Origin of the sequence: Citrobacter sp. RHBSTW-00887, assembly GCF_013728095.1 — a bacterium.
Lineage (GTDB): Bacteria > Pseudomonadota > Gammaproteobacteria > Enterobacterales > Enterobacteriaceae > Citrobacter > Citrobacter braakii.
In genome coordinates, this window is sequence record NZ_CP056267.1 from 3431617 (window position 1) to 3458599 (window position 26983).

Sequence of the window (26983 nt, forward strand, 5' to 3'; positions counted from 1 at the left end):
ATATAAAACAACCAGGGCCAGAAATAAAGCCCTGGATTGTGATTAAGGTAGCATTCAGATATTGGTGACGATTTCTTTAATCAACGGTGGGCCTTTAAAAATAAAGCCCGAATAAATCTGTACCAAAGAAGCACCGGCAGCTATTTTCTCACGCGCGGCGATTACTGAGTCGATACCACCAACCCCAATAATCGGCAGCTGACCTTTTAATTCCTGAGACAACTGGCGAATAATTTCTGTACTTTTTAATTGTAAAGGTCGACCGCTCAGGCCGCCCATTTGATCGCAATTTTTCATTCCCTGAACGAGAGAACGATCGAGAGTGGTGTTAGTCGCAATTACGCCATCAATATTATGACGAACTAAACTATCAGCAACCTGGATCAGTTCTTCCACAGAAAGATCCGGGGCGATCTTAACCGCAACTGGAACATATTTATGGTGGATCGCTTGCAGATCATTTTGCTTATTTTTAATTGCCGTCAGAAGATCATCCAGCGCCTCACCATATTGCAGCGTACGTAATCCCGGCGTATTCGGTGAAGAGATATTAATCGCGATATAACCAGCATAAGCATAGACTTTTTCCATACAAATCAGATAGTCATCTTTGCCGTTCTCTACCGGAGTATCTTTATTCTTACCAATATTAATCCCCAGAATACCGTCAAAATGCGATTTTTTGACGTTCTCAACCAGGTTATCAACCCCCAGGTTATTAAACCCCATGCGGTTGATCAAACCTTCTGCATCGACCAGACGAAACAGACGTGGTTTATCATTACCCGGCTGAGGACGCGGCGTCACGGTACCAATCTCAATGGAACCAAATCCCATCGCGCCGAGCGCATCAATGCACTCCCCGTCTTTATCCAGTCCGGCAGCAAGCCCGAGTGGATTTTTAAACGTCAGCCCCATACAGGTAACCGGTTTTGCGGGTACTTTCTGGCGGACAAGCGCTTCGAGCGGCGTGCCGGTAATGCGACGTAATTGCTGGAATGTCAATTCATGAGCGCGCTCTGGATCGAGCTGGAAAAGGGCTTTACGAACGAAGGGGTAGTACATGAACTCTCCTGGATTCCCGGTGTGCAAACCGGGGGCGTATTATGTGCGATCGCGAGCAAAAAGGGAATTGACCTGCGGCAATAAATAGCAATCGTTTTCCTGCTTCCTCCTTTTTATTCATTTTTCAACTTTTCTATCCCGTATAAATCATTTCGATAAACAAAGTCTCTCTGCCAGACTGCACAAATTGTTATCAATGTTAATCAAAAGCAAACAATTGGTTATAAGGGGAGAATAACATTATGCGCGTCATTACTCTGGCGGGAAGCCCACGCTTTCCCTCTCGCTCCAGCGCGTTGCTGGAATATGCCCGAGAAAAATTGAACGGCCAGGATGTCGAAGTCTTTCACTGGAACCTGCACAACTTTGCCCCGGAAGACCTGATCTATGCCCGTTTTGACGGTCCGGCGCTGAAGACATTTATCGAACAACTACAGGATGCTGACGGGCTGATTGTCGCAACGCCGGTCTACAAAGCAGCTTACTCTGGCGCACTGAAAACGCTGCTCGATCTGCTCCCCGAGCGGGCGCTGGACGGAAAAGTAGTTTTGCCGCTGGCGACCGGCGGCAGCGTGGCGCATTTACTGGCCGTCGATTACGCGCTGAAACCGGTGCTGAGCGCGTTAAAGGCTCAGGAGATCCTGCACGGCGTGTTTGCCGATGATTCACAGGTCATCGACTATCAGCATAAACCGCAGTTTACGCCCAACCTGCAGCAGCGCCTGGACAGTGCGCTCGACACTTTCTGGCTGGCGTTGCATCGTCGCGATCTCCAACTCCCGCAACTGAACGCCCTGCGAGGTGCCGCCCATGCTTAATCTGCTCAAGCGTCACACCCCATGGCTGGCATTAACCGGGCTGCTGTCCCTGTCATCCTTGGCGCATGCCGCAGAATCGGCTCCGGATGCCCTGCGCATTGGCTACCAGAAAGGAAGCGTCAGCATGGTGCTGGCAAAAAGTCATCAGCTACTGGAGAAACGTTACCCACAGACCAAAATCTCGTGGATTGAGTTCCCGGCTGGACCGCAAATGCTGGAAGCACTCAATATCGGCAGTATCGATCTCGGCAGTACCGGTGACATTCCGCCAATTTTCGCCCAGGCCGCCGGAGCCGATCTGGTTTATGTGGGCGTCGAACCACCCAAACCGAAAGCCGAAGTGATTCTGGTGCCGAAAAATAGCCCGATCCAGAGCGTTGCGCAGCTCAAAGGGCATAAAGTCGCCTTCCAGAAAGGTTCCAGCGCCCACAATTTACTGCTCCGGGCGCTGCAACAGGCAGGGTTGAAATTTACCGATATTCAACCGACTTATCTGACCCCCGCCGATGCGCGAGCGGCCTTCCAGCAAGGAAACGTCGATGCGTGGGCTATCTGGGATCCCTACTATTCGGCCGCATTACTGCAAGGTGATGTGCGCGTGCTGAAAGACGGCTCAGACCTCAAGCAGACCGGTTCGTTTTATCTCGCTGCACGTCCTTATGCCGAAAAAAATAGCGCTTTTGTTCTTGGCGTACTGGATACCTTTAGCCAGGCGGATGCGTTAACTCTCAGCCAACGCCAGCAAAGCATTACTCTGCTGGCTAAAACCATGGGCCTGCCCGAGCCGGTAATTGCGTCTTATCTGGATCACCGTCCGCCAACCACCATTACGCCCGTCAGCGCCTCTGTTGCCGCCCTACAACAACAAACCGCGGATCTGTTTTATGACAACCGTCTGGTGCCGAAAAAAATCGATATTCGCCAGCGTATCTGGCAACCCACTCAGCAGGCAGGAGAAAAATTATGAGTCTGAACATGTTCTGGTTTTTACCCACCCACGGTGACGGTCATTATCTGGGGACGGAAGAAGGTTCGCGCCCGGTCGATCACGGTTATTTGCAACAAATTGCGCAAACAGCCGATCGTCTGGGATTTACTGGCGTTCTGATCCCAACCGGTCGCTCCTGTGAAGATGCCTGGCTGATCGCAGCGTCGATGATCCCAGTCACCCAGCGATTAAAGTTTCTGGTCGCGCTTCGTCCAAGCGTAACCTCGCCGACGGTCGCCGCCCGCCAGGCGGCGACGCTCGACAGACTCTCTAACGGCCGGGCGTTATTCAACCTGGTAACCGGCAGCGATCCACAGGAGCTGGCGGGTGACGGCGTGTTCCTTGATCACACCGAGCGCTATGAAGCCTCTGCTGAATTCACTCAGGTCTGGCGGCGTTTGCTGCAAGGTGAAACCGTGGATTTCAACGGCAAACACATTCATGTCCGCGGCGCGAAACTGTTTTTCCCTCCTGTACAACAACCCCGGCCACCGCTTTATTTCGGCGGTTCGTCTGATGTCGCACAAGATCTTGCTGCCGAGCAGGTTGATCTCTATCTGACCTGGGGCGAGCCGCCTGAACAGGTGAAAGAGAAGATTGAACAGGTGCGGGCCAAAGCGGCGGCGCTCGGGCGCAAGATCCGCTTTGGTATTCGTCTGCATGTGATCGTCCGGGAGACAACGCAAGAGGCGTGGCAGGCAGCGGATCGTCTGATAGCCCATCTGGATGACGACACCATTGCCAAAGCCCAGGCCGCCTTCTCAAGAACGGATTCGGTTGGTCAGCAGCGAATGGCTGCACTGCACAACGGTAAACGCGACAAACTGGAAATCAGCCCAAACCTGTGGGCAGGAGTAGGACTGGTGCGCGGTGGCGCGGGTACCGCGCTGGTCGGAGATGGTCCGACGGTCGCGGCGCGTATCAACGAGTATGCCGCACTGGGAATCGACAGTTTTGTGTTGTCCGGGTATCCACATCTGGAAGAGGCATACAAGGTTGGCGAGCTGCTGTTCCCACATCTGGATGTCGCTATACCAGAAATTCCACAGCCGCAGCGCCAGCATCAACAAGGCGAAGCGGTGGCAAACGAATTTATCCCACGCAAAATCGCGCAAAGCTAAGGAGCCTGCTGATGGCAACGCCGAAAAACAGGTGGTTACTGCGCCTCGCGCCCTGGTTTTTACCGGTTGGGTTGGTCGCGCTCTGGCAGCTCGCATCATCAATGGGCTGGTTGTCCACCCGCATCCTGCCCTCTCCGGAGGGCGTTGTCGAAGCCTTCTGGACGCTTTCCGCCAGCGGCGAGCTTTGGCAGCATCTGGCGATCAGCTCCTGGCGCGCGCTGGTAGGCTTCTCCATCGGCGGATCAATTGGCCTGACGCTGGGACTGATTAGCGGTCTTTCGCGGTGGGGAGAACGCCTGCTGGATACTTCGGTGCAGATGCTGCGTAACGTACCGCATCTGGCGCTGATCCCACTGGTGATTTTGTGGTTCGGCATTGATGAATCCGCCAAGATCTTTCTCGTCGCGCTGGGCACGCTTTTTCCGATTTACATCAACACCTGGCATGGGATCCGCAATATCGATCGCGGTCTGGTAGAGATGGCTCGCAGCTATGGGCTGTCTGGATTTTCACTGTTCATTCATGTGATCCTCCCCGGCGCCCTGCCCTCGATTATGGTTGGCGTGCGTTTTGCTCTCGGACTGATGTGGTTGACGCTTATTGTCGCGGAAACCATTTCAGCCAATGCCGGCATTGGTTACCTGGCAATGAACGCCCGCGAATTTCTGCAAACCGATGTGGTCGTGGTGGCCATTATTCTCTACGCCCTGCTCGGCAAACTTGCCGACGTCAGCGCCCAATGGCTGGAGCGGATCTGGCTGCGCTGGAACCCGGCTTACCATGTGAAGGAGGCTACCGTATGAATACCGCTCGCCTGAACCAAGGCACGCCGCTTTTACTGAGTGCCGTGACGAAACAATACGCCGCCAATACGGTGCTCAATCAGTTAGATTTGCATATTCAGGCCGGACAGTTTGTTGCCGTGGTTGGCCGCAGCGGAGGAGGTAAAAGCACGTTGCTGCGTCTGCTGGCTGGGCTGGAGTCTCCCACCTCAGGTGCATTACTTGCCGGAACCACCCCGCTGGCAGAAATTCAGGAGGATACGCGAATGATGTTTCAGGATGCGCGTCTGCTACCCTGGAAGACGGTTATCGATAATGTGGGTCTGGGTCTGAAAGGTCACTGGCGCGATGCGGCCCGGGACGCGCTGGCCGCAGTTGGGCTGGAGAATCGTGCTCAGGAATGGCCTGCTGCCCTGTCCGGTGGACAAAAACAGCGCGTGGCCCTGGCGCGGGCATTAATTCATCGTCCCGGTCTGCTGTTGCTGGATGAACCCCTCGGTGCGCTGGATGCCTTAACCCGCCTTGAAATGCAGGAGCTGATTGTCTCTTTATGGCAAGAGCACGGCTTTACCGTACTGCTGGTCACCCATGACGTCAGTGAAGCGGTGGCAATGGCCGATCGCGTGTTGCTTATTGAAGATGGAAAAATCGGACTGGATTTAACGGTGGATATTGCGCGACCACGCCGGATTGGTTCGGTGCGTCTGGCAGAGTTGGAAGCAGAAGTGTTGAACCGGGTAATGCAGCGTAGCGAAACGGAACAGCCGATCCGCCGTCATGGATAAGCATTCAGAAAAATCAGGCCCAGTAAGCGCAAGCGCCACCGGGCCTTTTGCCGGATAGCGGCGTTACCGCCTAATCCGGCTTACAAAACGACAGGTCAACGTTTCAGGCTAACGCTTTGGTTACCTTCTCGAACAGATCGCCGGAGAGATTCTCCAGACCTTTCAGCTGTTCCAGCGCCGCGCGCATCTGCGTCTGACGTTTTGCATCATAACGTTTTAAGCGAATCAGCGGCTCAATCAGACGTGACGCCACCTGCGGGTTACGGCTATTGAGTTCAGTCAGCATGTCGACCAGGAACTGATAGCCACTGCCATCTTCCGCATGGAATGCCGCCGGGTTGCTGCCCGCAAAGGCACCAATCAGAGATCGGATTCGGTTCGGGTTACTCATACTGAAGGAACGGTGCTTCAGTAAGCCACGTACCGTTTCCAGCACGTTTCTCGCCGGGCTGGTGGATTGCAGGATAAACCATTTGTCCATCACCAGACCGTCATGATGCCACTTATCGTCATATTCCTGCATTAGCGTGTCGCGGCAAGGCAGTTGCGCCGCGACTGCCGCGGACAGCGCCGCCAGCGCATCGGTCATATTGTTTGCTTCACGGTACTGCTTGCTGACCAGCGTGTCGGCCAGATGGGTTTCGCCAAAGGCCAGGAAACGCAGGCAGGCATTACGTAGCGTACGCTTGCCAATATCGGCATGTTCAACGCGGTACTCATCAAGATGGTTAGCGTTATAGATGGCGAGGAATTCATCCGCCAGTTCGGCCGCCAGCGTGCGAGTTAACGCTTCACGTACTTCCGTTATCGCCACCGGATCGATGATGTCGAACAGTTCAGCAATTTCATTCACCGAAGGCAGCGTCAGAATCTCTGCCGCCAGTGCCGGATCGATTTTCTCATCCAGCAAAATCGCCCGGAATGCATCGGCCACGTGTACCGGCAGCGACAGCGGCTGTCCCTGCTGATGGCGGGCTACGTTGAGCTTAATATAGGTCGCCAGCAAGCTTTGCGCCGCGTCCCAACGAGAGAAATCGTTACGCGCATGACGCATCAAGAAAGTCAGTTGCTGATCGCTCCATTTGTATTCCAGTTTTACCGGTGCGGAAAATTCGCACAGCAGTGCCGGAACCGGCTGGAAGTAGACGTTATCGAAGACAAACGTCTGCTCAGCCTGAGTGACATTGAGTACGGAATTCACCGGGTGCCCGCCTTTTTGCAGCGGGATCACTTTCCCTTCGTTGTCATACAACTCGAGGGCGAAAGGAATATGCAGCGGCTGTTTTTCGGCCTGATCCGGCGTGGCCGGCGTGCGCTGGCTGATAGTCAGCGTGTACTGCTCAGTGGATGGATTGTAGTCATCACGCACGGTCAGAATCGGCGTACCGGACTGACTGTACCAGCGGCGGAAATGCGATAGATCGACGTTGGACGCATCTTCCATCGCCTGCACGAAATCATCACAGGTTGCAGCGCTGCCGTCATGACGCTCAAAGTACAACTGCATCCCTTTCTGGAAGTTAGCCTCACCGAGCAGGGTGTGGATCATACGAATAACTTCAGCGCCCTTTTCGTACACGGTCAGGGTATAGAAGTTGTTCATTTCAATGACCATATCCGGACGGATAGGATGCGCCATTGGGCTGGCATCTTCGGCAAACTGCAGGCCGCGCATGGTGCGTACATTGCTGATCCTGTTTACCGCGCGTGAGCCGAGATCGGAACTGAACTCCTGATCGCGGAACACGGTTAGCCCCTCTTTCAGGCTCAACTGGAACCAGTCGCGACAGGTCACGCGGTTGCCGGTCCAGTTGTGGAAATATTCGTGACCGATGACGCGCTCAATATCGAGGTAGTCTTTGTCGGTGGCGGTATCGGTACGTGCCAGCACATATTTGGAGTTAAAGATGTTCAGACCTTTATTCTCCATCGCCCCCATGTTGAAGAAATCGACCGCGACAATCATATAAATGTCGAGGTCATATTCGAGGCCAAAGCGCTCTTCATCCCATTTCATGGAGTTTTTCAGTGAGGTCATCGCCCACGGCGCGCGGTCCAGGTTGCCGCGATCGACGTACAGTTCCAGCGCCACTTCACGCCCGGAACGGGTGGTAAAGGTGTCGCGCAGGACGTCGAAATCACCGGCTACCAGCGCAAACAGATAACACGGTTTCGGGAACGGATCCTGCCACTGTACCCAGTGACGACCATTTTCCAGTTCCCCCTGCGCCACGCGGTTACCGTTGGAGAGCAGGAACGGATATTGGGTTTTATCGGCGATAATTTTGGTGGTAAAACGCGCCAGGACATCCGGCCTGTCGAGATACCAAGTAATATGGCGGAACCCTTCCGCTTCACACTGGGTGCACAGCGCGTCGCCGGACTTGTACAGTCCTTCCAGCGCGGTATTGGCCGCCGGGCTAATTTCATTCACGATACGCAGCGTAAAACGTTCCGGCAGTTGACTGATGACCAGAGCGCCCTCTTCTTCTTTATACTCTGCCCATGGCTCGTCGTTCACGTGGATCGACACCAGGGTCAGATCTTCACCATTCAGGCGCAGGGGCGCATCGGACGCGCCATGACGGACAGCCTGGCTCACGGCGGTGACCACGGTTTTTTCAGCATCCAGGTCAAAGGTCAAGTCAATATCAGTAATGTGGTAATCCGACGCACGATAGTCGTGACGGTATTTGGCTTGTGGCTGTTGTGTCATAAAAAACCTTTAGCATCTTTGGTAGAGTCTCGGCTTCAGTCTATTCCTGTTGCGTAAATCGCGCTACGCAGAATGTTCATCTTTTCAGGCACAAACACCCTTTTTGCTACATTTTTATAACACGCGGCACGAATTGCCCTCGACCAGAAAGACAGCTTATGGTGTGATCGGGGTTCAATAAATCGCTAAACAAGGTATACTCCAGCGGTTTTCTTAGTTGTTTATTGTACTAAACGCTCCCGTGAGAGGATGCTACTGCGCACCTATGACACAATTCGCTTCTCCTGTTCTGCACTCGCTGCTGGATACAGACGCTTATAAGTTGCATATGCAGCAAGCCGTTTTTCACCACTACTATGATGTACAAGTAGCGGCTGAATTTCGTTGCCGTGGTGATGACCTGCTCGGTATTTATGCCGATTCTATTCGTGAGCAGGTGAATGCTATGCAACACCTGCGACTGCAGGAGGACGAGTACCAGTGGCTCTCCGGCCTGCCTTTCTTTAAAGCTGATTACCTCACCTGGTTACGTGATTTCCGCTATAACCCGGAACAGGTTTGCGTCACCAATGATAACGGTAAGCTGAACATCCGCTTAACCGGGCCGTGGCGTGAAGTGATCATGTGGGAAGTCCCGCTGCTAGCGGTTATCAGCGAGATGGTACACCGTTACCGTTCGCCCGAATCAGGCGTCCCGCAGGCACTCGATGAGCTGGAAAGCAAACTAGTAGAATTCTCTGCTTTAACGAAAGATGTCGATATGTCCCGCTTCCATCTGATGGATTTCGGTACGCGTCGTCGTTTTTCACGCGAAGTACAGCAGGCTATTGTTAAACGCCTGCAGCGAGAGCCCTGGTTTGTCGGCACCAGTAACTACGATCTGGCCCGCCGCCTGTCATTAACCCCAATGGGCACGCAGGCGCATGAATGGTTCCAGGCTCATCAGCAAATCAGCCCTGAGCTTGCCACCAGCCAGCGCGTTGCCCTGGCCGCCTGGTTAAATGAATATCCTGACCAACTCGGCATTGCGCTGACCGATTGCATCACCATGGATGCGTTTTTACGCGACTTTGGCGTCGAGTTTGCGACCCGCTATCAGGGTTTACGCCATGACTCAGGCGACCCGGTGGAATGGGGTGAAAAAGCCATCGCCCATTATCAAAAACTGGGCATTGATCCGCTGAGCAAAACGCTGGTGTTTTCAGATAACCTCGATTTGAAAAAAGCGATTGAGCTCTACCGCCACTTCTCTTCTCGTGTGCAGTTGAGTTTTGGTATTGGCACACGTTTAACCTGTAATATTCCCCAGGTTAAGCCGCTCAATATTGTAATCAAGCTGGTGGAATGTAACGGCAAACCTGTGGCGAAGTTATCTGATAGCCCGGGTAAAACCATCTGCCACGATAAAGCGTTCGTGCGCGCGCTACGCAAAGCCTTCGATTTGCCGCATATTAAAAAAGCCAGTTAAACCTTCCAGGGAGCCAGTTTGGCTCCCTTTTCACGCTAATTTCCGAAATCTTTCACTCCAGCTACGAATTCTGCTTGTCTGATTGCAGATGCCAGGTAACATAGGTATCCCCCCATTACGGGTGGACATGTGTTTATATATCCGACTATTAACAGAGAGAATATTATGAGCGTTGTGCCTGTAGCCGACGTACTCCAGGGCCGCGTAGCCGTTGACAGCGAAGTCACCGTGCGCGGATGGGTGCGTACCCGCCGAGATTCAAAAGCTGGCATCTCCTTCCTCGCCGTTTATGACGGTTCCTGCTTTGATCCTGTACAGGCCGTCATCAATAATTCTCTGCCCAATTACAATCAGGACGTACTGCGCCTGACGACGGGTTGTTCAGTTATCGTAACGGGTAAAGTCGTTGCATCTCCTGGACAAGGACAGAGCTTTGAAATTCAGGCCACTGAGGTTGAAGTAGCCGGCTGGGTTGAAGATCCTGATACCTATCCAATGGCGGCTAAGCGTCACAGCATTGAGTATCTGCGTGAAGTGGCGCACATGCGCCCACGTACCAACATGATTGGTGCCGTCGCGCGTGTACGTCATACGCTGGCGCAAGCGCTGCATCGCTTCTTCCACGAGCAGGGTTTCTTTTGGGTATCGACTCCGCTGATCACCGCTTCCGATACGGAAGGTGCCGGTGAAATGTTCCGCGTGTCTACGCTGGATCTGGAAAACCTGCCGCGTAACGATCAGGGCAAAGTCGATTTCGACAAAGACTTCTTTGGTAAAGAAGCTTTCCTGACCGTTTCCGGTCAGCTGAACGGCGAAACCTACGCCTGTGCTCTGTCCAAAATTTATACCTTTGGCCCGACGTTCCGTGCAGAAAACTCTAATACCAGTCGTCACCTGGCAGAGTTCTGGATGCTGGAACCGGAAGTGGCTTTCGCCGACCTGAACGATGTTGCAGGCCTGGCTGAAGCGATGCTGAAGTACGCGTTCAAAGCCGTACTGGCTGAGCGTGCGGATGATATGAAATTCTTCGCCGAACGTGTCGACAAAGACGCGATTTCACGCCTGGAACGTTTCATTGAGGCTGACTTCGCGCAGGTGGATTACACCGACGCGGTAAGCATTCTGGAAAAATGCGGCAAACAGTTCGAAAACCCGGTTTACTGGGGTGTGGATCTCTCTTCTGAGCACGAACGTTACCTTGCTGAAGAGCACTTTAAAGCGCCGGTCGTCGTTAAAAACTACCCGAAAGATATCAAAGCGTTTTATATGCGCCTTAACGAAGACGGTAAAACCGTTGCAGCAATGGACGTACTGGCTCCAGGAATCGGTGAAATCATCGGTGGTTCTCAGCGTGAAGAGCGTCTGGACGTACTGGATGCCCGTATGCTGGAAATGGGTCTGAACAAAGAAGATTACTGGTGGTATCGCGACCTGCGTCGCTACGGTACCGTTCCACATTCCGGCTTCGGTTTGGGCTTTGAGCGTTTGATCGCTTACGTTACCGGCGTGCAGAACGTCCGTGACGTTATTCCGTTCCCGCGTACCCCGCGTAACGCCACGTTCTAACCCTGCATTTTTGATACAAAAGCCAGCATTGCTGGCTTTTTTTGTCACCGCTTCACGTTTTGGGATCCCCCTCCCGCGTTTAACACAACCCTTCGCCTTCCCCCTTCCTGTTACGTAATATTTCACCGCAACATATTTGAACAAAAAAAAATCAGCACTTTTATTGTGGATTAGCATTTTCTGATTAAATAGTACATTTTCTGACCATTTGCACGGCATTCCAGACGTCCAGAAATAGCTATCTGTAAACCATGAACTTTATGGCAGAACAGAGAAAAAAGGAGTTTATCTAAATTAAATATAAGAAAATCATATAAATAGAAATAGAAGTGGTGATTTTTAGCGCACGGACATCTGAAATTTGAAGTTGTTCACAAAGTCGCACAAAAATAACATTTTGTTACACACTTTTTCTTTTTGAAACCAAATCTTTATATTTGTAGCACTTTGACGGTAGCGAAACGATAGTTTGAATGGAAAGATGCCTGTCAGACACATAAAGACACCAAACTCTCATCAATAGTTCCGTAAATTTTTATTGACGGAAATTATTGGCGGCAGTGGCAGGTGTCATATAAAAACCGATGAGGGTAATAAATAATGATGAAGCGCAATATTCTGGCAGTGGTTATCCCTGCTCTGCTGGTAGCCGGGGCAGCTAACGCTGCAGAAATCTATAACAAAGATGGCAACAAAGTAGACCTGTACGGTAAAGCAGTAGGTCTGCACTATTTTTCCAAGCACAACGGTGACAATGCCTACGCACCTAATGGCGATCAGACTTACGCCCGTCTTGGTTTCAAAGGGGAAACTCAGATTAACGACCAACTGACCGGTTACGGCCAGTGGGAATACCAGTTCAGTGGCAATAACTCTGAAGGCGGTGATGATGCTCAGAATGGCAACAAAACCCGTCTGGCGTTTGCCGGTCTGAAATTCGGTGATGCAGGCTCCTTCGATTACGGTCGTAACTACGGCGTCGTTTACGATGCACTGGGTTACACCGATATGCTGCCAGAATTCGGTGGTGACACTGCTGCTTCCGACCAGTTCTTCTCCCAGCGTAACGGCGGTCTCGCAACTTACCGTAACTCTAACTTCTTCGGTTTGGTTGAAGGCCTGAACTTCGCTGTTCAGTACCTGGGCAAAAACGAGCGTGATGACGCACGTCGCTCTAACGGTGACGGCGTTGGCGGTTCCGTAAGCTACGAAATGGATGGTTTCGGTATCGTAGGTGCTTACGGTGCAGCTGACCGTACCAACGCGCAAGAGCAGCTGACCTACGGTCGCGGCGCGAAAGCTGAGCAGTGGGCGACCGGCGTGAAATACGATGCTAACAACATCTACCTGGCGGCGAACTACAGCGAAACCCGTAACGCAACCCGTATCTCTAACGGTTATGCTAACAAAACTGAAGACGTCCTGTTGGTTGCTCAGTACCAGTTCGACTTCGGCCTGCGTCCGTCCCTCGCCTATACCAAATCTAAAGGTAAGGACATCGAAGGAATCGGCGACGTAGATCTGGTGAACTACTTCGAAGTGGGTGCGACTTACTACTTCAACAAAAACATGTCCACCTATGTTGATTACATCATCAACCAGATCGATTCTGACAACAAACTGGGCGTAGGCTCTGACGACACCGTTGCAGTGGGTATCGTTTACCAGTTCTAATAGCAGACCTCTTTGTTAAATGCCTAAAAAACAGGACTTCGGTCCTGTTTTTTTATCTCTGCTAGCGGATTCTTGCGTCTTAAAAAAACACCTCGGCTTTTCGTCAGTAACGGTTGGCATTTTGTAAATCTACCGTTAACCTGATAGCGGACTTCCCTTCTGTAATCACTATGGAACCTCGTCATGTTTGAGAACATTACTGCCGCTCCTGCCGACCCCATTTTGGGTCTGGCTGATTTGTTTCGTGCCGATGACCGCCCAGGAAAAATAAACCTTGGGATCGGTGTATATAAAGATGAGACAGGCAAAACGCCGGTACTGACCAGCGTTAAAAAAGCCGAGCAATATATACTGGAAAATGAAACCACCAAAAATTACCTTGGCATCGACGGTATTCCAGAGTTTGGCCGCTGCACTCAGGAATTACTGTTTGGTAAAGAAAGTTCGCTTATCAACGACAAACGTGCGCGTACAGCACAGACCCCTGGCGGCACTGGCGCACTGCGTGTGGCCGCTGATTTCCTGGCAAAAAACACCTCAGCTAAACGCGTATGGGTGAGCAATCCAAGCTGGCCAAACCATAAGAGCGTCTTTAACTCTGCCGGTCTGGAAGTTCGTGAATACAACTATTACGATGCAGCGAACCACTCATTAGACTTTGATGCGCTACTGGCAAGCCTCAGCGAAGCGCAGGCTGGCGACGTGGTGTTATTCCACGGCTGCTGCCATAACCCAACCGGTATCGATCCTACGCTGGAGCAGTGGCAAACGCTGGCTCAGCTTTCTGTCGAAAAAGGTTGGTTGCCGCTGTTTGACTTCGCATACCAGGGCTTTGCCCGCGGTCTGGAAGAAGATGCAGAAGGTCTGCGCGCATTCGCTGCGCTGCACAAAGAGCTGATCGTCGCCAGCTCCTACTCCAAGAACTTTGGTCTGTACAATGAGCGCGTAGGCGCCTGTACGCTGGTTGCAGCCGATGCTGAAACCGTCGACCGCGCGTTTAGCCAGATGAAATCCGTCATTCGTGCCAACTATTCCAACCCACCAGCACACGGTGCGTCGGTTGTGGCAACCATCCTGAGCAACGATGCCCTGCGCGCTATCTGGGAGCAGGAACTGACTGATATGCGTCAACGCATCCAACGCATGCGTTTGCTGTTTGTGAATACGCTGCAAGAGAAAGGTGCGAACCGCGACTTCAGCTTTATCATCAAACAGAACGGCATGTTCTCATTCAGCGGCCTGACCAAAGAGCAGGTTCTGCGTCTGCGTGAAGAGTTTGGTGTCTATGCCGTCGCTTCCGGACGTGTGAACGTAGCAGGAATGACGCCAGATAACATGGCGCCGCTGTGCGAAGCGATTGTCGCAGTACTGTAATCTATCGCGTACTAAAAAGGCCGCAATAGCGGCCTTTTTCATTTATCTGCGGTGTTACCAGACTGGCATTTCATCCTGCAGGAACGGATTATGTAGCCGTTCGTTGCCCAACGTCGAAAGTGGGCCGTGACCCGGAATAAACGTCACGTCATCGCCCAACGGCAACAGTTTACGTTTAATCGAATCAATCAATTGACTATGATCTCCGCGAGGAAAATCGCTGCGCCCAACGCCGCCTTTGAAGATCACGTCACCAGAAATCAGTAGCTTTGATTGTTCATCAAAGAAGACCACATGTCCCGGCGTGTGGCCCGGGCAATGCAGTACCTGCAACGTCACGTTACCCACGCTTACCCGGTCGCCTTCATTCAACCAGCGATCGGGCGTCAGCGGCTCACAATCGCCCAGGCCAAACATGCGACTCTGAGCAGGAAGTCCTTGTAACCAGAACTCATCTTCTTTTTCCGGACCAATAACCGGTACACCATAATGCTGTGCCAGTTCAGCCGCCGCACCTACGTGATCAAGATGACCATGGGTGAGCAGGATCTGCATTAGCGTCAGGCCACTGGCATCGACTTCCTGTTTGATTTTCTCAGCATCGCCGCCGGGATCGACCAGCGCAGCCAGACGGGTTTGCTCACACCAGATTAACGAGCAGTTCTGGGCGAATGCAGTGACCGGAATAATACGATAGTTCATACGGCTCCTGTTTCATTAAGCTTATGGATCACCAATGACGCGCCGGTCCGGTGTCAATATGCACAAAGTTACTGCGTGGGTAGTATCCTACACCACCTGCGCGCATAGATAACGCAGCTTTGCGAATATTACTTAATGCGATGCCTTCAATATGGAAATCCATGGCCTGCCCTTTCGTGTGGTAGCTTTTCTTTGCCACACCGCGGCTGTGCGCACGTAATTCATTATTGGTATCAATAGAGCGGTAACCAGAAATAAGCTGTACGGGTTTACGCGTGCCCAGCAGGCCCTGCAGACGGAAGAGTTGATCGAACAATCCCGGATCGATGGATTTCACTTTATTCGCACGAAAATCACGGAAAAAGTGATTAAGTTTAGCTAATTCGTCCTGAATATAGCCCCTGCCATCAAAAAACTCTGCTTTTATTGACTCACCGGTATGCAGGTTATTCAGAGTCAAAATGCGCGGACGTGGGGTAGAGAGTGTAGCAAACGCAGGCGTAGGCAGGATGGCAGCGCCGAGGGCAATGCCACCAAGCGCCAGCAGTTTGCGGCGATTAGCGTCAAATTTGTCCATGGTTTTAAGGTCTACAAGGTCAATGTTATCGTATGTATGCTCTAGCGCACGCGGGAAACCTTATCTGGCTAAGTAGTCCACGTCAAGGCTCCCAACCCCAGGAAATACGGGGCTTGCAGCCATTTCGCCCCGTTTCCAGCATAACTTACGACAATTATTTTCCTCGAACTGCTTCATTTATCTGATTAATTGTTCAGCTTTTGACACAATTTGTGCACTGGATCGCGCTGTCTGATCGTAATTGTAAATATCTGTACGATACTGCGTGCGACCATCCGGGCCAACAAATGCGGTCAGATAGTAGAGGTTGACGGGGATATTCTGGCGAATATTCACGTACCTTGTATCCCCTTGCTTCAGGGCATCCGAGATGCGCGTATCATTCCACCCCGCATCCTGTAGCAGCATATTCGCCAGCTCAGATGCCTTGTTCACGCGCACGCAGCCGGAGCTTAACGCCCGCGAATCCTTCTGAAACAGAGTGTGGTTCGGCGTATCGTGCAGATAAATAGCATCCGAACTCGGCATATTGAATTTATAGCGTCCGAGCGAGTTACGCGCTCCCGGAGCCTGCTGGAAGCGGAACGGCAGATTGGAGGCGGTGATGGTGGCCCAGTCAACCTGCCACGGATCTATCGTCTCTTTGCTGTTCCAGCCGCGCATTACGGTATAGCCGTGACGCTCAAGATACCCTGGGTCATTCCAAACCTTAGGCAGAATATCCTTCCGGGCCAGCGTCGGCGGCACGTTCCACGGCGGGTTAACGACCACGTTATTCAGCGCACTGCTCATCATCGGCGTTTTACGATCGGGACGTCCCACGATAACGCGCGAGGCCAGCACCTGATTGCCGTTTTGATAATACACCAGCGAGTAGGCAGGAATATTCACCATGATACCGGTAGACAGCGTACCCGGCAGCAGGCGCAAGCGCTGAATATTTAACGCCAGCACGCCCGCACGTTGAGCGGGCGTCACGTTCAGCCAGTCACGCGTGGCTGGGCCAATCGCGCCATCGGCCCCAAGCCCCTGCCACGTCTGAAAACGCTTAACCGCGTCAACAAGTTCACGATCGTAAGCGCTACGGCCTTCTTTGGCAGCCGTACTGACAACAGACTCCAGCATCCCGGTGCGGCGCAAAATTTCACGCAGCGCAGGGATATCCTTACTCCACTCCCCCGGACGCAGCGTCGCGGTACTGGTCAGTTGCGGCCAGGGCCGCGTATCGCCCACCAGCTTGAGCAGCGATTCATGCATGGCTGCGTACTGCGGATGTTGCGGTGCCAGGCTGGCGACAAACGAAGTCAGTTGACCGTCATCCAGCGCGACTTGCCATTGGTTGATCACGGAAATCGGCGGCGTCGTCAGCGCATAGGGCTTATCGCTATAGAGCCAGCGATTACCTTTGACGGGGATGTTGGCAATAAAGTGCAGATACCCCATCATCGCATCTGAGAGCACGATATCTCGCGCCTGACCGGTTACTGCCGGGTCAGTCAGTAAAGCGACCCAGGTGGTGAACTGCGGCTGAAAGCCGGCAATCGCCACTTCAGCTAACTGTTGCTGAAAGGCTTTTACCGCATCACGATTTTCCCACATCGGTTTCATTTCGCGTGCGGCATACAGCAGTTCCAGTTGGCTCATATAAACCGGTGTGAAGCCCGCTGGAAGTTGAGATTGTAATTCGGCGCGGGCTTTATCAACTGACACGCCCTCGGGCAGTGGTTGGATACCTGCCATGATAGCCGTCGCGGAAGATTGAGCCTGCGGCTGTGATAACGCTGTTGGCTGTTCACTGACGGTCGCTGAGCTATCGCCAGGGATCATTTCAGGCTCATCGGCCTGCGCATTGAACAGTGGAGCGAATGTTACGGCCAGGCACAAACTAATTGCCGACAGCCGACGACCACACATTTTATTAAGCAACATCCCTTGCCCCCTGTTTTTTTATCATACTTTGAGTAGCCAGGCCGTATTTCTTCCCCTTATTTTGGCGGGGCCGAACCTTTAAAACGCCAATACAAGCTGAAGTATGACGAGCAAGCCTGTGACGCGTTAGGCTTACCTTTAGTATATAAACATGAAAAAATTTTTGCCTAACCTAATGTAAAGAAGTTTAAAGAAATTACACCAGTTATTGAGAGTTTCCGGAAAAAAAAGAAGGCGGCCATTTAGCCGCCTTTTATTTAGCTTGCCTGCGAGGAGGCATCTTCGGTGCCAGGCAGCGGCTCAGGTAACTGAGGCGCAAACCCGCGCAGACCTACCACGTGAACGTGTTCGGTATTCTGGAAGACTTTACGCACTAGTTTGTAGGTGGTGCCTTTCTCCGGGCTAATGTTTTCTGGGGCTGCGATAATCAGCTGCATTTGCAGACGCTCGCACAGTTCAAACAGAGTCGCGATAGAGCGTGCATCAAGTCGCGCAGCTTCATCCAGGAACAGCAGACGGCAAGGAGAAATATCTTTCCCACGCAGTCTACGCCCTTCGTCTTCCCAGCTTTGCACAACCATCACCAGAATAGACATCCCGGTCCCGATCGCTTCACCCGTTGACAGCGCGCCAGATTCAGCACGCAGCCAGCCGTCAGAGCCACGGTTAACTTCAACTTCCATTTCCAGATAGTTACGGTAATCCAGCAGCTCTTCACCAATGGTTTGCGGCGTACGTTGCCCCATATCAATCTGCGGATTCAGACGCTGATACAACTTCGCCAGCGCTTCAGAGAAGGTCAGACGATTGCTGTTAAACAGATCCTGGTGCTGCTCATGCTGTTCGGAAAGCACGTCCAGCAAGGTAGCATGCGTCTCGCGTACGTTGACGTTCAGACGAACGCTGTTTACCTGGCCAAACGACACGCTTTGCAGCCCCTGGTTCAGCATGCGAATACGGTTCTGTTCGCGCTGAATGGTCTTACGAATGATATTCGCCACGCTGCGAGAGCTGATCGCCAGTTTCTGTTCGCGGGACGTTAATTCTTCCGTCAGACGGCTCAGCTCAATCTCCATCTGTTCGATCGCTTCAACCGGATCGTCGGTACGGATGATATCCTGACGAATACGTTCACGCAGATGCTGATAAACCGCGACAAAGAACTGAATTTTACGCTCTGGACGTTTTGGATCTTCAGACATGCGCAGTACATCACGCAGGTGTTCGTTATCCGCAACCGCCAGGCGCAGCGCACCGAGCGCCTTATCCGACATCGAGCGCAGTTCATCACCGGAAAGATACGCCAGCTCACGACGGTGCAGGCGGCGTTCAACGCCGTTATCTTTCACCATCCGCATCACCGCACACCATCCGGCTTTCGCGGTAACCACCTGCTCGCGCATTTCAAAATAATCACGTTCCAGCTTGCGCAACCTGCGGGTCAGGTTTTCCATCTCCGCTTCGCAGAAGGTCAACGCTTTTTCCAGTTGGTTACGGCGCGCACGGTTGTTGCTGAGCTGCGCATGCAGTTCATCACGACGAATACGCGCGCGCTCTTCGGCACCGCTGTCCGCACGAACGCCAATATCCTGCAGTTCACGTTGTAAATCGTTAAGCAGCTCTTTTTTGGTGTCATAGGAGCTTTTCAGCGACGCCATGACCTGGTTGTACTGGCTTAACTGTGCAGCGTGACTGCGTAGCGCTTCACGGGCGCGGGTACGTTCAGCTTCCGCCTGTTCCAGGCGCTCACGCAGTTTTTCGTTCAGATCGCTGTTGCCGCTAAGCATTTCAGCAGAGTCGGAATAGCTAAAGTGCGCCCGGCGCTGCACCACTTCGGTCAGGGCAAAAGCTTGCTGACGCGCATCGCGCTGCATCTGTTGGGAATACGCGTAGTCTTCCTTCAGTTGTTCAAACTGCTCAGGGTCATTTTGCAGGACCGAAACAATCGGTTCCAGTTTGGCTAACTGGTTGCCATGTTGCTGTACAAAACGCGCTGCTTCCTGGGCTTCATCCAGGCGCTCACGAATTTCGTCCACGCGATCGGCCAGCGTGTCATCCGCCAGCAGATTCAAACGCGGGAGAAGGCGGTTAAGAGCAGAGACCCCCTCTTTCGCCTGCTCAAACTGCATACGGCTTTGCTGATTATCATTTTCATGATTGGTCAGCGCACGTTCCAGTTCAACGCGACGGCCATTCAGTTGGCGGATTTCCGCTTCAGGATCGGCTTCAAACGCCACCGACAAATGACTGCCAATGAAACGACTGAACGCCTGATGCAGACGCTGGGTTTTCTGGACGTCAAAGGAGAGCGTTGCGAAACGTTCAGACAGCCCTTCACGCTCAGCATGCAGGGTTTCGATACGGCTTTCGCGCGCTGCACGGCCAAAAATCGGCACCGTCGGGAAGCGGGAATAACGCCACTGACGCTCGGCGGTTTTCACCACTACTGCTTTTTCCAGCTCATCAACGCTGAAAACGCTGTCATCAAACGACTGCGGATCCCCTTCGATGAAATAGAGATCTTCCGGACAATCCGTCAGCCCTTCAAGCTGCTCGGTAATCAGCGTCAGATCCGGCACCACGATGGCATGACGCGAAGGACCGTACAGCGCAGAGAAGTACGGCGCATCTTCAAGGCTAACGTCGTCATAGATTTCTGACAGCAGAACGCCGCCGAAGCGCTCCGCCAGCGCGTTCAGACGCTGATCTTCCGCCCCGCCCGGCTGACTTAAACGTTCAATTTCTTCATCAACTGCATTTTTGCGCGCACCGACTTCATCACGCTCAACAATGGCTTCACGCTCGCGCTCCAGCAGTTGTTGCAGATACTCGGTCACGTCCTGGCTGGAGGTAAACTCTTCGCCACACTGCTCGCTAAGCTGATTCAGGCTATTCTGCGCGGCCAGCCAGACAGGCGCACGTTTCATCAGATGCTGGATACGAGACTGCAGCTGTTCCTGCTCCTGACGCAACGTCATACGCTGTTCGCTGGCAGAAGAGACGCTGTCCGACAAGGCGGCGATGCGTGCTTCCAGTTCCTGGTGCAGCGCTTCCAGCTCATCGATATCGAACTGTTTACCCTGACGCTTGCAGAATTCAGCCAGCAGACGCTCGGCATCTTGCTGTTCGCGCAGACGCTGCTCCAGTTCGCTGAGTCGCATACGCAACGGCTGAACCTGTTCCGCCAGGTGGCGCTGTTCAACGCCTTCCCGCAGCAGTTCACGCGCCACGCTCCAGGCTTCACCACGCGCCAGCGGGCCATTGATAGCCGCCACCAGCTGATAAGCCTGTTCGAACTGGCTGTGCGCAGTTTGCGCCACGCTCATTTTTTGTTCCAGCGTCAGCAGTTTTTCAGTGGCTTCCTGCTCTTTAGCCTGGAAGGTTTCCAGCCATTCAGCAGCACTGTCGGCGGTCAGATCCGGTAAGTGGCAGAGCTCTTTCGCCCGATTCAGCGCCTGGATCGCCTGGGTATATTGGATGGCTCGCGTTTGCTGGACGTCCAGCGCTTGCTGATAATCGGCAAGCTGGCTTTTCAGCTCATCCACTTCCAGTTCCGCGGCTTCTGCGCGGGCTTCGTTTTCATCCTGGCGGTCAACGGCTTCCGCGACCACCTCATTTTGTTCTTCGAGACGGACCTGCAGTTCTTCGAGATCCGCTTCGTAGCGTTCAATTTTTTCCTGCTGACGCAGAGCGGTTTGCACCAGATTCAGGTGATCGCTCGCGGCCTGGTAATCAGCTTCCAGATCGCCTTCCGCGCCGTTATGCTCGCCCAGTTCGCGCGCCATATCCACGTGCTTATACTGCTCCGCGGCCAGCTGCTTACGTGAAGTATGCAGCTCACGACGATATTCCAGCGCTTTATCAAGATGGATACGACGTTCGTTGGCGTGACGCATATAATCCGCGGCCACATAGTTGGTCGCTTCGCTGATCAAATGCTTAAACAGATCGCGGTCAGACTGAGTTACGCGAATCGCTTCCAGCGTCATGCGGTTTTCACGCAGCGCAGCTTCCATATCCTGGAAGGCTTTACGTACGCCGCTGTTTTCCGGCAGCAGGTAGTCACGCAGTGAACGGGTAATGGCACTGGAGATCCCGCCGTACAGCGAGGCTTCAATCAGACGATAGAATTTACTACGGTCAGACGCGGAACGCAGACGACGGGCGATGATGCCCAGATCGAACATCAGTGAGTGATAATCGGTGATTGAGTTGAACTGTTTAAACTGCACGCCTTCCATCTCATCAAGCTTCTCTTTCAGCTCAGAGAGGGACAGCACGCGCGCCTGGCGTTCATTCAGCGTTTCCGTCACCAGTTGGGTTGGCTGCACCGACATCGGCAGCCCCTGAATGGCAAACGGTTTGATATCCACTTTACGATCACGACCGGCAACCTGTTGCAGACGCACCCCCACGACCACGCGCTGATGGCGCGAGTTGAGGACGTCGAGCATTGAGTAACAGACGCCCGCTTTCAACTTACCGTGCAGGCCCTTATCACGTGAACCACTGGTTGCACCGGCTTCGGTGGTGTTACGGAAATGCAGCAGGGTTAAGTCCGGGATGAGCGCTGTAACAAATGCCGCCATGGTGGTGGACTTACCCGCACCGTTACCGCCGGACAACGTGGTAACCAGTTCATCAAGGTCGAATGTACGGGCAAAAAAACCATTCCAGTTAATCAGCGTAAGTGAGCGAAATTTACCGCGTTCAATCATTATTCTTCTTCTCCACTGTCCGGCTGATTCTCTTCGGGCTCATCGTTGAGCTGCAGGCGGTTCTCGACCGGCATCGCTTCGCCATCACGAATTAAGCGACGCTGCGCTTCGCGCGGATCGTCACCGCTGCGCACATCCGCGCCAAAGCGGAAGACTGATTCCGTAATACGGAATTTGCTGCTGTCGTGACCCATAAACCACACCATGCCTAAACGGCGCAGACGGTTTAGCGAAGAACGAACTTTTTCCTGTAGCTTCTGGCGATCAACATCCGAACCGGTTGAACGGTTGTTCACCAGTTTCAGCAGCTTCGCTTCATCAGCCAGCGTTAGCAGCTCGTCGTACAACTCTTGCTGGGTAAAAATCCCTTCGTTCGCCAGGCGTTCCGGGCTGAGATAGAGATAGCAAAGAATTTTACCGACCATCATGTCCAGTTCAGACAGGACCGAACGGGGAATGAGCGTCGTTGAACGCGGGCGAAGGTAGAAGAACCCTTCCGGCGCACGGATCAATTCCACGTTATAGCGGCTGTAAAACTCTTCAAAATATTCCTGAAAATCCATCAGGAAGGCATGATTATCCAGTTCATCCAGACCGATATGGCGGCCCGAACGTAAGGCGCTGTCCAGCGCCGGAAATAACGGATTCGCCAGCGCCTGCGCCAGCTTTACCGGCATCACTTGTTCAATATTTGTCAATGACATGCGCCTGTACCTTGGCTCCGTAATCATTAATCGGCTGCCATTTGGCTGGCAGTCCGGTGAAGTCTGCTTGCGCTACGCCAAGGCGTACCGCCTGATCGATAACTATGCGCGCGACGTCGAAATGACGCGCACGTGGGTATTGCGCCAGATACTCGCGCACGACCAAACCGAGATCCAGTGGTGTTTGTCTGGATTTGTAGATAGCCAGCTGTTCTTCGATGATCGCCGCCAGCTGTTCACGGATCTCGTTAAATTCTTCATATTCCAGATCTTCCGGAAGCTCGCCGGTGACCTCTTCGTCACGCAGCACCATCTCTTCGTCACGCATATCCAGCAGACGATCGGCGTTGGCATAGGTTAGCGCCCACGGATCGTCAAAGTATGTCTGCACGGACTGGCGCAGACGCTGGGCAAAGACGCGGTTTTTATCCATATCGATCGCGGTACGGATAAACTTATGCACGTGACGATCGTAGCCGATCCATAAATCAATGGACTGCTGACCCCAACTGATAATGCGGTCGAGCTTACTTTGTAAGTCAAACACCAACCGATCGACGAAATGCAAATCGTCATGCGTCATCGTGGCGTCCTGGATGTGTAACAGGTGAGCCTGTAGCTTATCCCCCGCCGCTTCCAGCGTATCCTGCAGTTCACGCAGCGTACCAGACGTTTCAGAGAGCAGCAGTTCACAGCTGGAGATCGCCGCCCGCCAGTCTTTATTAAGCAACTGTGCGATGTCGTCTTTTACCTGCTGTTGCTGTTCATCCATGATGCGCTGGGTCAGATCGATACTGTCGAAAATCTCCGCCACCGAGTATTTCAATGGCGCGTAGACGTTGCGATGCCAGTGGAACTCATCGCCACCTTCCGCTGCCGCATCCGCCGCGCGCTTTAGTTCACCAGCAACAATCGACAGCTGCATTGAAAGACGTAGCGTAGAGAATTCACGCTGACGAATGTAGTAATCCGTGATGCCAATTCCCAATGGCGTTAAACGATATATAGCGTTGCCTTCCGCCTGCTCGCTGGTAAAGCGGTTCAGCAGACGTTGACGCACCATATCGTTGATCGCGTTGTTGGCGCGTACGCCGATGGTTTCGCTGGTTTGCTCAAACGCATCACTCACATGGCGGAACGCATCCACCAGCTCACCTTCACTCATCTCGCCGTCAAGTCGCTCACCGTTCAGGGTCGCGACCGCCAGCAGGAACGAAAGTCTGTCTACCGGCAGAGAGATGGAGAAGTCATTTTTTCTGGCCCAGGCAACCAGTTCGGGGACTGTCTGGGAAAATTCACTCATAAATTATCCTTGCATCTGCGGCTCGGGCCGAACTTTTAATCGCGGTGACATGAATATAGCGCCCAAGGCTGATATACGGTTCCTGGCGGCAATAGCGCGTTTCTAACTCAAGTAACATTTCAAAGTCGTCATGCTGTTTATGTTTATCTCGCAGATAATCATGAAACACGCGGACGCCCGTTTTACCGGTTATCTGCCAACCGATCTCGTCCAGCCACTGGTAGACCTGCCCCGGATCGCGCGGGTAGTCCGGTGAAAGCGTGCGCTTTTTACGTTTCGGCATCCCCACCTGCACATAGTCAAAGTTCCCTGCGACCATGTTATGCATCAACAGACCGTTAGCATTGTAGAACATTAACGACAGCGCGCCGCCAGGACGCAATACTGACCACAGAGTCTGCAACACGTTGACCGGATCTGTCACCCACTCCAGCACAGCATGAAACAATATCAGATCAACCGGGCTTTCCAAATGCGAAGCAACATCCTGAGCAGCGCATTGTATAAAATGCATGTTCCCGCTCACACCTTTTGCCTCTACCGCCTGTTGCGCTCGGGCGATCATCTCGCCAGACAGATCGCATAATGTGACGAAATGTCCTCGTTCCGCCATTTTGATGGCCGTTTGCCCTTCACCACCACCGGCATCCAGAATGTGCAGTTTTTGCTCACCGAACGTTTCCAGTAATCGATCCAGATCCTGCCAAAGGATAGCCTGTCTTAATTGACCTTTGGTGGTGCCGTAAATGTTACGGGAAAACTTCTCTGCAATGTCATCAAAATTGCGATCCCGCATCGGGCTCTCCGCATACTGGCTTTAGGGTGACTAAGTAAAACCGCTATTTTGTCACACCCACGCCGAGAATGAACCTTCCTGGTGTAATATCCCTGCAGATCCCCTGCTGTATGGTTAAAAAAGGAACCAAAAAGGATGCTTTTTACGCTGAAGAAAGTGATTGGCGGTATGATGCTGCCGCTGCCACTGATGCTAATTATGATGGGTATTGGCCTGGCGCTGGTCTGGTTCAGTCGCTTTCAAAAAACAGGGAAAGTGTGTATTAGCCTGAGTTGGCTGGCACTGTTACTCCTTAGTTTACAGCCCGTCGCCGACAGACTGTTGAAACCGATTGAGGACAGTTATCCAACGTGGCAAGGTTCGCAAAAAGTGGAATATATTGTGGTGCTGGGGGGAGGGTATACCTGGAATCCGCAGTGGGCGCCGAGTTCAAATCTGATCAGCAACAGCCTTCCACGACTGAATGAAGGTATTCGCCTATGGCGCGCAAACCCGGGATCGAAGCTCATCTTTACCGGCGCTGCCGCAAAGACGAATAACGTCAGTACCGCAGAAGCTGGCGCCCGAGTAGCGCAGTCGCTGGGGGTGCCAGCCGATGAAATCATCACCCTGGATCACCCCAAAGATACCGAAGAAGAAGCCGCGGCGGTAAAGAAGGCCATCGGCAATGCGCCGTTCCTGCTGGTAACCTCTGCCTCCCACTTACCGCGGGCGATGATCTTCTTCCAGCAGGCCGGCTTGCATCCGCTGCCAGCGCCAGCCAATCAGTTAGCAATTGATTCACCGCTTAATCCGTGGGAGCGCGCTATACCTTCACCCGTCTGGTTGATGCACAGCGATCGCGTTGGTTACGAAACCCTGGGACGCATCTGGCAGTGGCTGAAGGGATCGGAACATTGACAGGAATGCTGCCTGATAAGGTGTTCACATGTTTATCATGCGAGCCACGGCAGCAATGATTTCGTTGCCAGGTCAAAGTTGGAACGATTAAAGCGCCCGGTGTTGACCAATTGCGTCACTTCATCCCATAACACATACAACCAGCGCCGCCAGATGAATGACTCCGCCACTGGCGCGCGCTGCAGGTATTGCCAAAGCAGGCTTTCCGCCAGCGCATTATCCATCAGGCGGAACAGTTCATATTCCCTTGGCGCCCACAGCATCAACCCCGGTCCCACCATAGCCAGAAGCTGATCGCTACGGGCATCTTTGAGCATGCTACGTAAACTGAAATTACCGTGGATCAGCACGCAGTTATCATTGAATCCTTCAAATAAGGCAGGCAAACACTCACGCGTGCGAAACAGGATCCGCTTGTCCTGCATCGTTAGTCCGGTATTGTTGAACTGATTTAACGTGGTCCACAGCACCTCAACCCGCTGACGATACCAGGATGGCCAGATATTCTCTTGCGTGTTATCCACCATTCCCACGCAGCCAGCACTATCCTGCCGATGCCATGACAGCAGACCTTCTACGATCTGATCTTTTAAATGTTCCCAGCGTTCGGGCGTTCGGGCAGGCGCTTCCACCGGCACCCCACGTAAACGCTCAAGCAGTAGCACATCAGGACCGGGATGTTCCTCGTGGGTTAAGACCCCATAAATGACGGGCATACGCACCGTACCACTGCGCGCCAGCATGGAGGTTTTCCATGCCAACTGCTGCGCCATACCCGGCGTGGTGAAACTTCTCGCCATCAGTGGCATCGGATTTCCCTGGCTGTCGTACAGTGACCACAGGGCCGTATCCACTTTTTCATTCACGCATTCTATACGACTGAGTTTTTCACCCAACAGATGACTGAGTTCGGCACGCAACTGTTCCATTTCGGATTGCCCTCATAAATGCTACTGCTTTCATAATGAGCGTCGTGCAGACAGATGTCACCCGGATG

Annotated in this window: 20 protein-coding genes; 10 read left to right on the plus strand and 10 right to left on the minus strand. The window is 52.9% G+C overall.

The features are described from left to right. Positions 1-54: 54 nt before the first annotated feature. Positions 55-1065 carry a quinone-dependent dihydroorotate dehydrogenase gene (gene pyrD, locus HV314_RS16505; protein WP_016152472.1) on the minus strand — a complete coding sequence of 337 codons (1011 nt, stop codon included), beginning with the start codon at positions 1063-1065 and terminating at the stop codon, positions 55-57. 242 nt (positions 1066-1307) lie between these two features. Here pyrD and ssuE point away from each other — a divergent pair, with 242 nt between their 5' ends. From ssuE to ssuB, 5 genes are read left to right on the plus strand one after another with little or no spacing between them, the layout of a single operon-like run. Then, positions 1308-1883: an NADPH-dependent FMN reductase gene (ssuE, locus tag HV314_RS16510; protein ID WP_181546188.1), complete on the plus strand. Its 576-nt coding sequence runs from the start codon at positions 1308-1310 to the stop codon at positions 1881-1883. After that, complete coding sequence (locus HV314_RS16515; protein ID WP_016156132.1) at positions 1876-2850, plus strand: sulfonate ABC transporter substrate-binding protein; 975 nt, start codon at positions 1876-1878, stop codon at positions 2848-2850. Before ssuE ends, HV314_RS16515 begins: the two co-directional genes overlap by 8 nt. After that, positions 2847-3992 carry an FMNH2-dependent alkanesulfonate monooxygenase gene (gene ssuD / locus HV314_RS16520; protein ID WP_103766100.1) on the plus strand — a complete coding sequence of 382 codons (1146 nt, stop codon included), beginning with the start codon at positions 2847-2849 and terminating at the stop codon, positions 3990-3992. The genes HV314_RS16515 and ssuD overlap by 4 nt, the downstream gene beginning before the upstream one ends. A gap of 11 nt (positions 3993-4003) precedes the next feature. Beyond that, a complete protein-coding gene (gene ssuC, locus HV314_RS16525; RefSeq protein ID WP_016156130.1) occupies positions 4004-4795 on the plus strand; it encodes an aliphatic sulfonate ABC transporter permease SsuC in 792 nt (263 codons plus the stop codon). Continuing rightward, complete coding sequence (ssuB, locus tag HV314_RS16530) at positions 4792-5559, plus strand: aliphatic sulfonates ABC transporter ATP-binding protein (RefSeq protein ID WP_016152467.1); 768 nt, start codon at positions 4792-4794, stop codon at positions 5557-5559. Before ssuC ends, ssuB begins: the two co-directional genes overlap by 4 nt. A 103-nt stretch (positions 5560-5662) precedes the next feature. Here the strand turns inward: ssuB and pepN are convergent, their stop codons facing one another. Next, a complete protein-coding gene (gene pepN / locus HV314_RS16535; protein WP_181546190.1) occupies positions 5663-8275 on the minus strand; it encodes an aminopeptidase N in 2613 nt (870 codons plus the stop codon). Positions 8276-8540: 265 nt separating this feature from the next. Here pepN and pncB point away from each other — a divergent pair, with 265 nt between their 5' ends. The 4 genes from pncB to aspC all read left to right on the plus strand — a co-directional run bounded on the left by pncB (position 8541) and on the right by aspC (position 14357). Continuing rightward, on the plus strand, positions 8541-9743 hold the full coding sequence (gene pncB, locus HV314_RS16540; RefSeq protein WP_131381025.1) for a nicotinate phosphoribosyltransferase: 1203 nt from the start codon (positions 8541-8543) through the stop codon (positions 9741-9743). A 165-nt stretch (positions 9744-9908) separates the two neighbouring features. Then, on the plus strand, positions 9909-11309 hold the full coding sequence (asnS, locus tag HV314_RS16545; RefSeq protein WP_016152464.1) for an asparagine--tRNA ligase: 1401 nt from the start codon (positions 9909-9911) through the stop codon (positions 11307-11309). 600 nt (positions 11310-11909) lie between these two features. Continuing rightward, the gene (ompF, locus tag HV314_RS16550; protein ID WP_155574100.1) at positions 11910-12983 is read left to right on the plus strand and encodes a porin OmpF; all 1074 of its coding nucleotides are present in this window, start codon (positions 11910-11912) and stop codon (positions 12981-12983) included. Between the two features lie 183 nt (positions 12984-13166). Beyond that, positions 13167-14357, plus strand: coding sequence for an aspartate transaminase (gene aspC / locus HV314_RS16555; RefSeq protein ID WP_016152462.1), 1191 nt, complete (start codon positions 13167-13169; stop codon positions 14355-14357). A 54-nt stretch (positions 14358-14411) separates the two neighbouring features. Here aspC and HV314_RS16560 read toward each other — a convergent pair whose 3' ends face one another. The 7 genes from HV314_RS16560 to cmoM all read right to left on the minus strand — a co-directional run bounded on the left by HV314_RS16560 (position 14412) and on the right by cmoM (position 25086). After that, on the minus strand, positions 14412-15059 hold the full coding sequence (locus HV314_RS16560; protein ID WP_003035823.1) for an MBL fold metallo-hydrolase: 648 nt from the start codon (positions 15057-15059) through the stop codon (positions 14412-14414). Positions 15060-15087: 28 nt separating this feature from the next. After that, positions 15088-15636, minus strand: a complete 549-nt coding sequence (locus HV314_RS16565; RefSeq protein WP_016152461.1) for a YcbK family protein — start codon at positions 15634-15636, stop codon at positions 15088-15090. A 177-nt stretch (positions 15637-15813) separates the two neighbouring features. Then, positions 15814-17565, minus strand: coding sequence for a L,D-transpeptidase (gene ldtD, locus HV314_RS16570; RefSeq protein WP_181546192.1), 1752 nt, complete (start codon positions 17563-17565; stop codon positions 15814-15816). A gap of 257 nt (positions 17566-17822) precedes the next feature. Next, entirely contained in the window at positions 17823-22283 is a 4461-nt protein-coding gene (gene mukB / locus HV314_RS16575) for a chromosome partition protein MukB (protein ID WP_131348228.1), read from the minus strand. Beyond that, complete coding sequence (mukE, locus tag HV314_RS16580; protein WP_016152457.1) at positions 22283-22987, minus strand: chromosome partition protein MukE; 705 nt, start codon at positions 22985-22987, stop codon at positions 22283-22285. The genes mukB and mukE overlap by 1 nt, the downstream gene beginning before the upstream one ends. Further along, entirely contained in the window at positions 22968-24290 is a 1323-nt protein-coding gene (mukF, locus tag HV314_RS16585) for a chromosome partition protein MukF (protein ID WP_016156123.1), read from the minus strand. The genes mukE and mukF overlap by 20 nt, the downstream gene beginning before the upstream one ends. Next, positions 24283-25086, minus strand: coding sequence for a tRNA uridine 5-oxyacetic acid(34) methyltransferase CmoM (cmoM, locus tag HV314_RS16590; protein ID WP_181546194.1), 804 nt, complete (start codon positions 25084-25086; stop codon positions 24283-24285). Before cmoM ends, mukF begins: the two co-directional genes overlap by 8 nt. Positions 25087-25221: 135 nt before the next feature. On the opposite strand from cmoM, the gene elyC reads away from it, so the two are divergent. Then, a complete protein-coding gene (elyC, locus tag HV314_RS16595) occupies positions 25222-25986 on the plus strand; it encodes an envelope biogenesis factor ElyC (protein WP_049269627.1) in 765 nt (254 codons plus the stop codon). A gap of 35 nt (positions 25987-26021) precedes the next feature. On the opposite strand, the gene HV314_RS16600 is transcribed toward elyC, so the two are convergent. Next, entirely contained in the window at positions 26022-26915 is an 894-nt protein-coding gene (locus HV314_RS16600) for a YcbJ family phosphotransferase (RefSeq protein ID WP_016156120.1), read from the minus strand. Between the last annotated feature and the right edge of the window lie 68 nt (positions 26916-26983).

What these genes read in the sequence shown, in the direction of transcription:
- aspC (WP_016152462.1), top strand. Translation starts at nt 13,167, where the DNA reads ATGTTTGAGAACATTACTGCCGCTCCTGCCGACCCCATTTTGGGTCTG.
- cmoM (WP_181546194.1), bottom strand. Translation starts at nt 25,086, where the DNA reads ATGCGGGATCGCAATTTTGATGACATTGCAGAGAAGTTTTCCCGTAAC.
- mukE (WP_016152457.1), bottom strand. Translation starts at nt 22,987, where the DNA reads ATGTCATTGACAAATATTGAACAAGTGATGCCGGTAAAGCTGGCGCAG.
- mukB (WP_131348228.1), bottom strand. Translation starts at nt 22,283, where the DNA reads ATGATTGAACGCGGTAAATTTCGCTCACTTACGCTGATTAACTGGAAT.
- HV314_RS16515 (WP_016156132.1), top strand. Translation starts at nt 1,876, where the DNA reads ATGCTTAATCTGCTCAAGCGTCACACCCCATGGCTGGCATTAACCGGG.
- mukF (WP_016156123.1), bottom strand. Translation starts at nt 24,290, where the DNA reads ATGAGTGAATTTTCCCAGACAGTCCCCGAACTGGTTGCCTGGGCCAGA.
- pncB (WP_131381025.1), top strand. Translation starts at nt 8,541, where the DNA reads ATGACACAATTCGCTTCTCCTGTTCTGCACTCGCTGCTGGATACAGAC.
- asnS (WP_016152464.1), top strand. Translation starts at nt 9,909, where the DNA reads ATGAGCGTTGTGCCTGTAGCCGACGTACTCCAGGGCCGCGTAGCCGTT.
- ssuB (WP_016152467.1), top strand. Translation starts at nt 4,792, where the DNA reads ATGAATACCGCTCGCCTGAACCAAGGCACGCCGCTTTTACTGAGTGCC.
- ssuC (WP_016156130.1), top strand. Translation starts at nt 4,004, where the DNA reads ATGGCAACGCCGAAAAACAGGTGGTTACTGCGCCTCGCGCCCTGGTTT.
- ssuD (WP_103766100.1), top strand. Translation starts at nt 2,847, where the DNA reads ATGAGTCTGAACATGTTCTGGTTTTTACCCACCCACGGTGACGGTCAT.
- ssuE (WP_181546188.1), top strand. Translation starts at nt 1,308, where the DNA reads ATGCGCGTCATTACTCTGGCGGGAAGCCCACGCTTTCCCTCTCGCTCC.
- pepN (WP_181546190.1), bottom strand. Translation starts at nt 8,275, where the DNA reads ATGACACAACAGCCACAAGCCAAATACCGTCACGACTATCGTGCGTCG.
- HV314_RS16560 (WP_003035823.1), bottom strand. Translation starts at nt 15,059, where the DNA reads ATGAACTATCGTATTATTCCGGTCACTGCATTCGCCCAGAACTGCTCG.
- elyC (WP_049269627.1), top strand. Translation starts at nt 25,222, where the DNA reads ATGCTTTTTACGCTGAAGAAAGTGATTGGCGGTATGATGCTGCCGCTG.
- HV314_RS16600 (WP_016156120.1), bottom strand. Translation starts at nt 26,915, where the DNA reads ATGGAACAGTTGCGTGCCGAACTCAGTCATCTGTTGGGTGAAAAACTC.
- pyrD (WP_016152472.1), bottom strand. Translation starts at nt 1,065, where the DNA reads ATGTACTACCCCTTCGTTCGTAAAGCCCTTTTCCAGCTCGATCCAGAG.
- ldtD (WP_181546192.1), bottom strand. Translation starts at nt 17,565, where the DNA reads ATGTTGCTTAATAAAATGTGTGGTCGTCGGCTGTCGGCAATTAGTTTG.
- ompF (WP_155574100.1), top strand. Translation starts at nt 11,910, where the DNA reads ATGATGAAGCGCAATATTCTGGCAGTGGTTATCCCTGCTCTGCTGGTA.
- HV314_RS16565 (WP_016152461.1), bottom strand. Translation starts at nt 15,636, where the DNA reads ATGGACAAATTTGACGCTAATCGCCGCAAACTGCTGGCGCTTGGTGGC.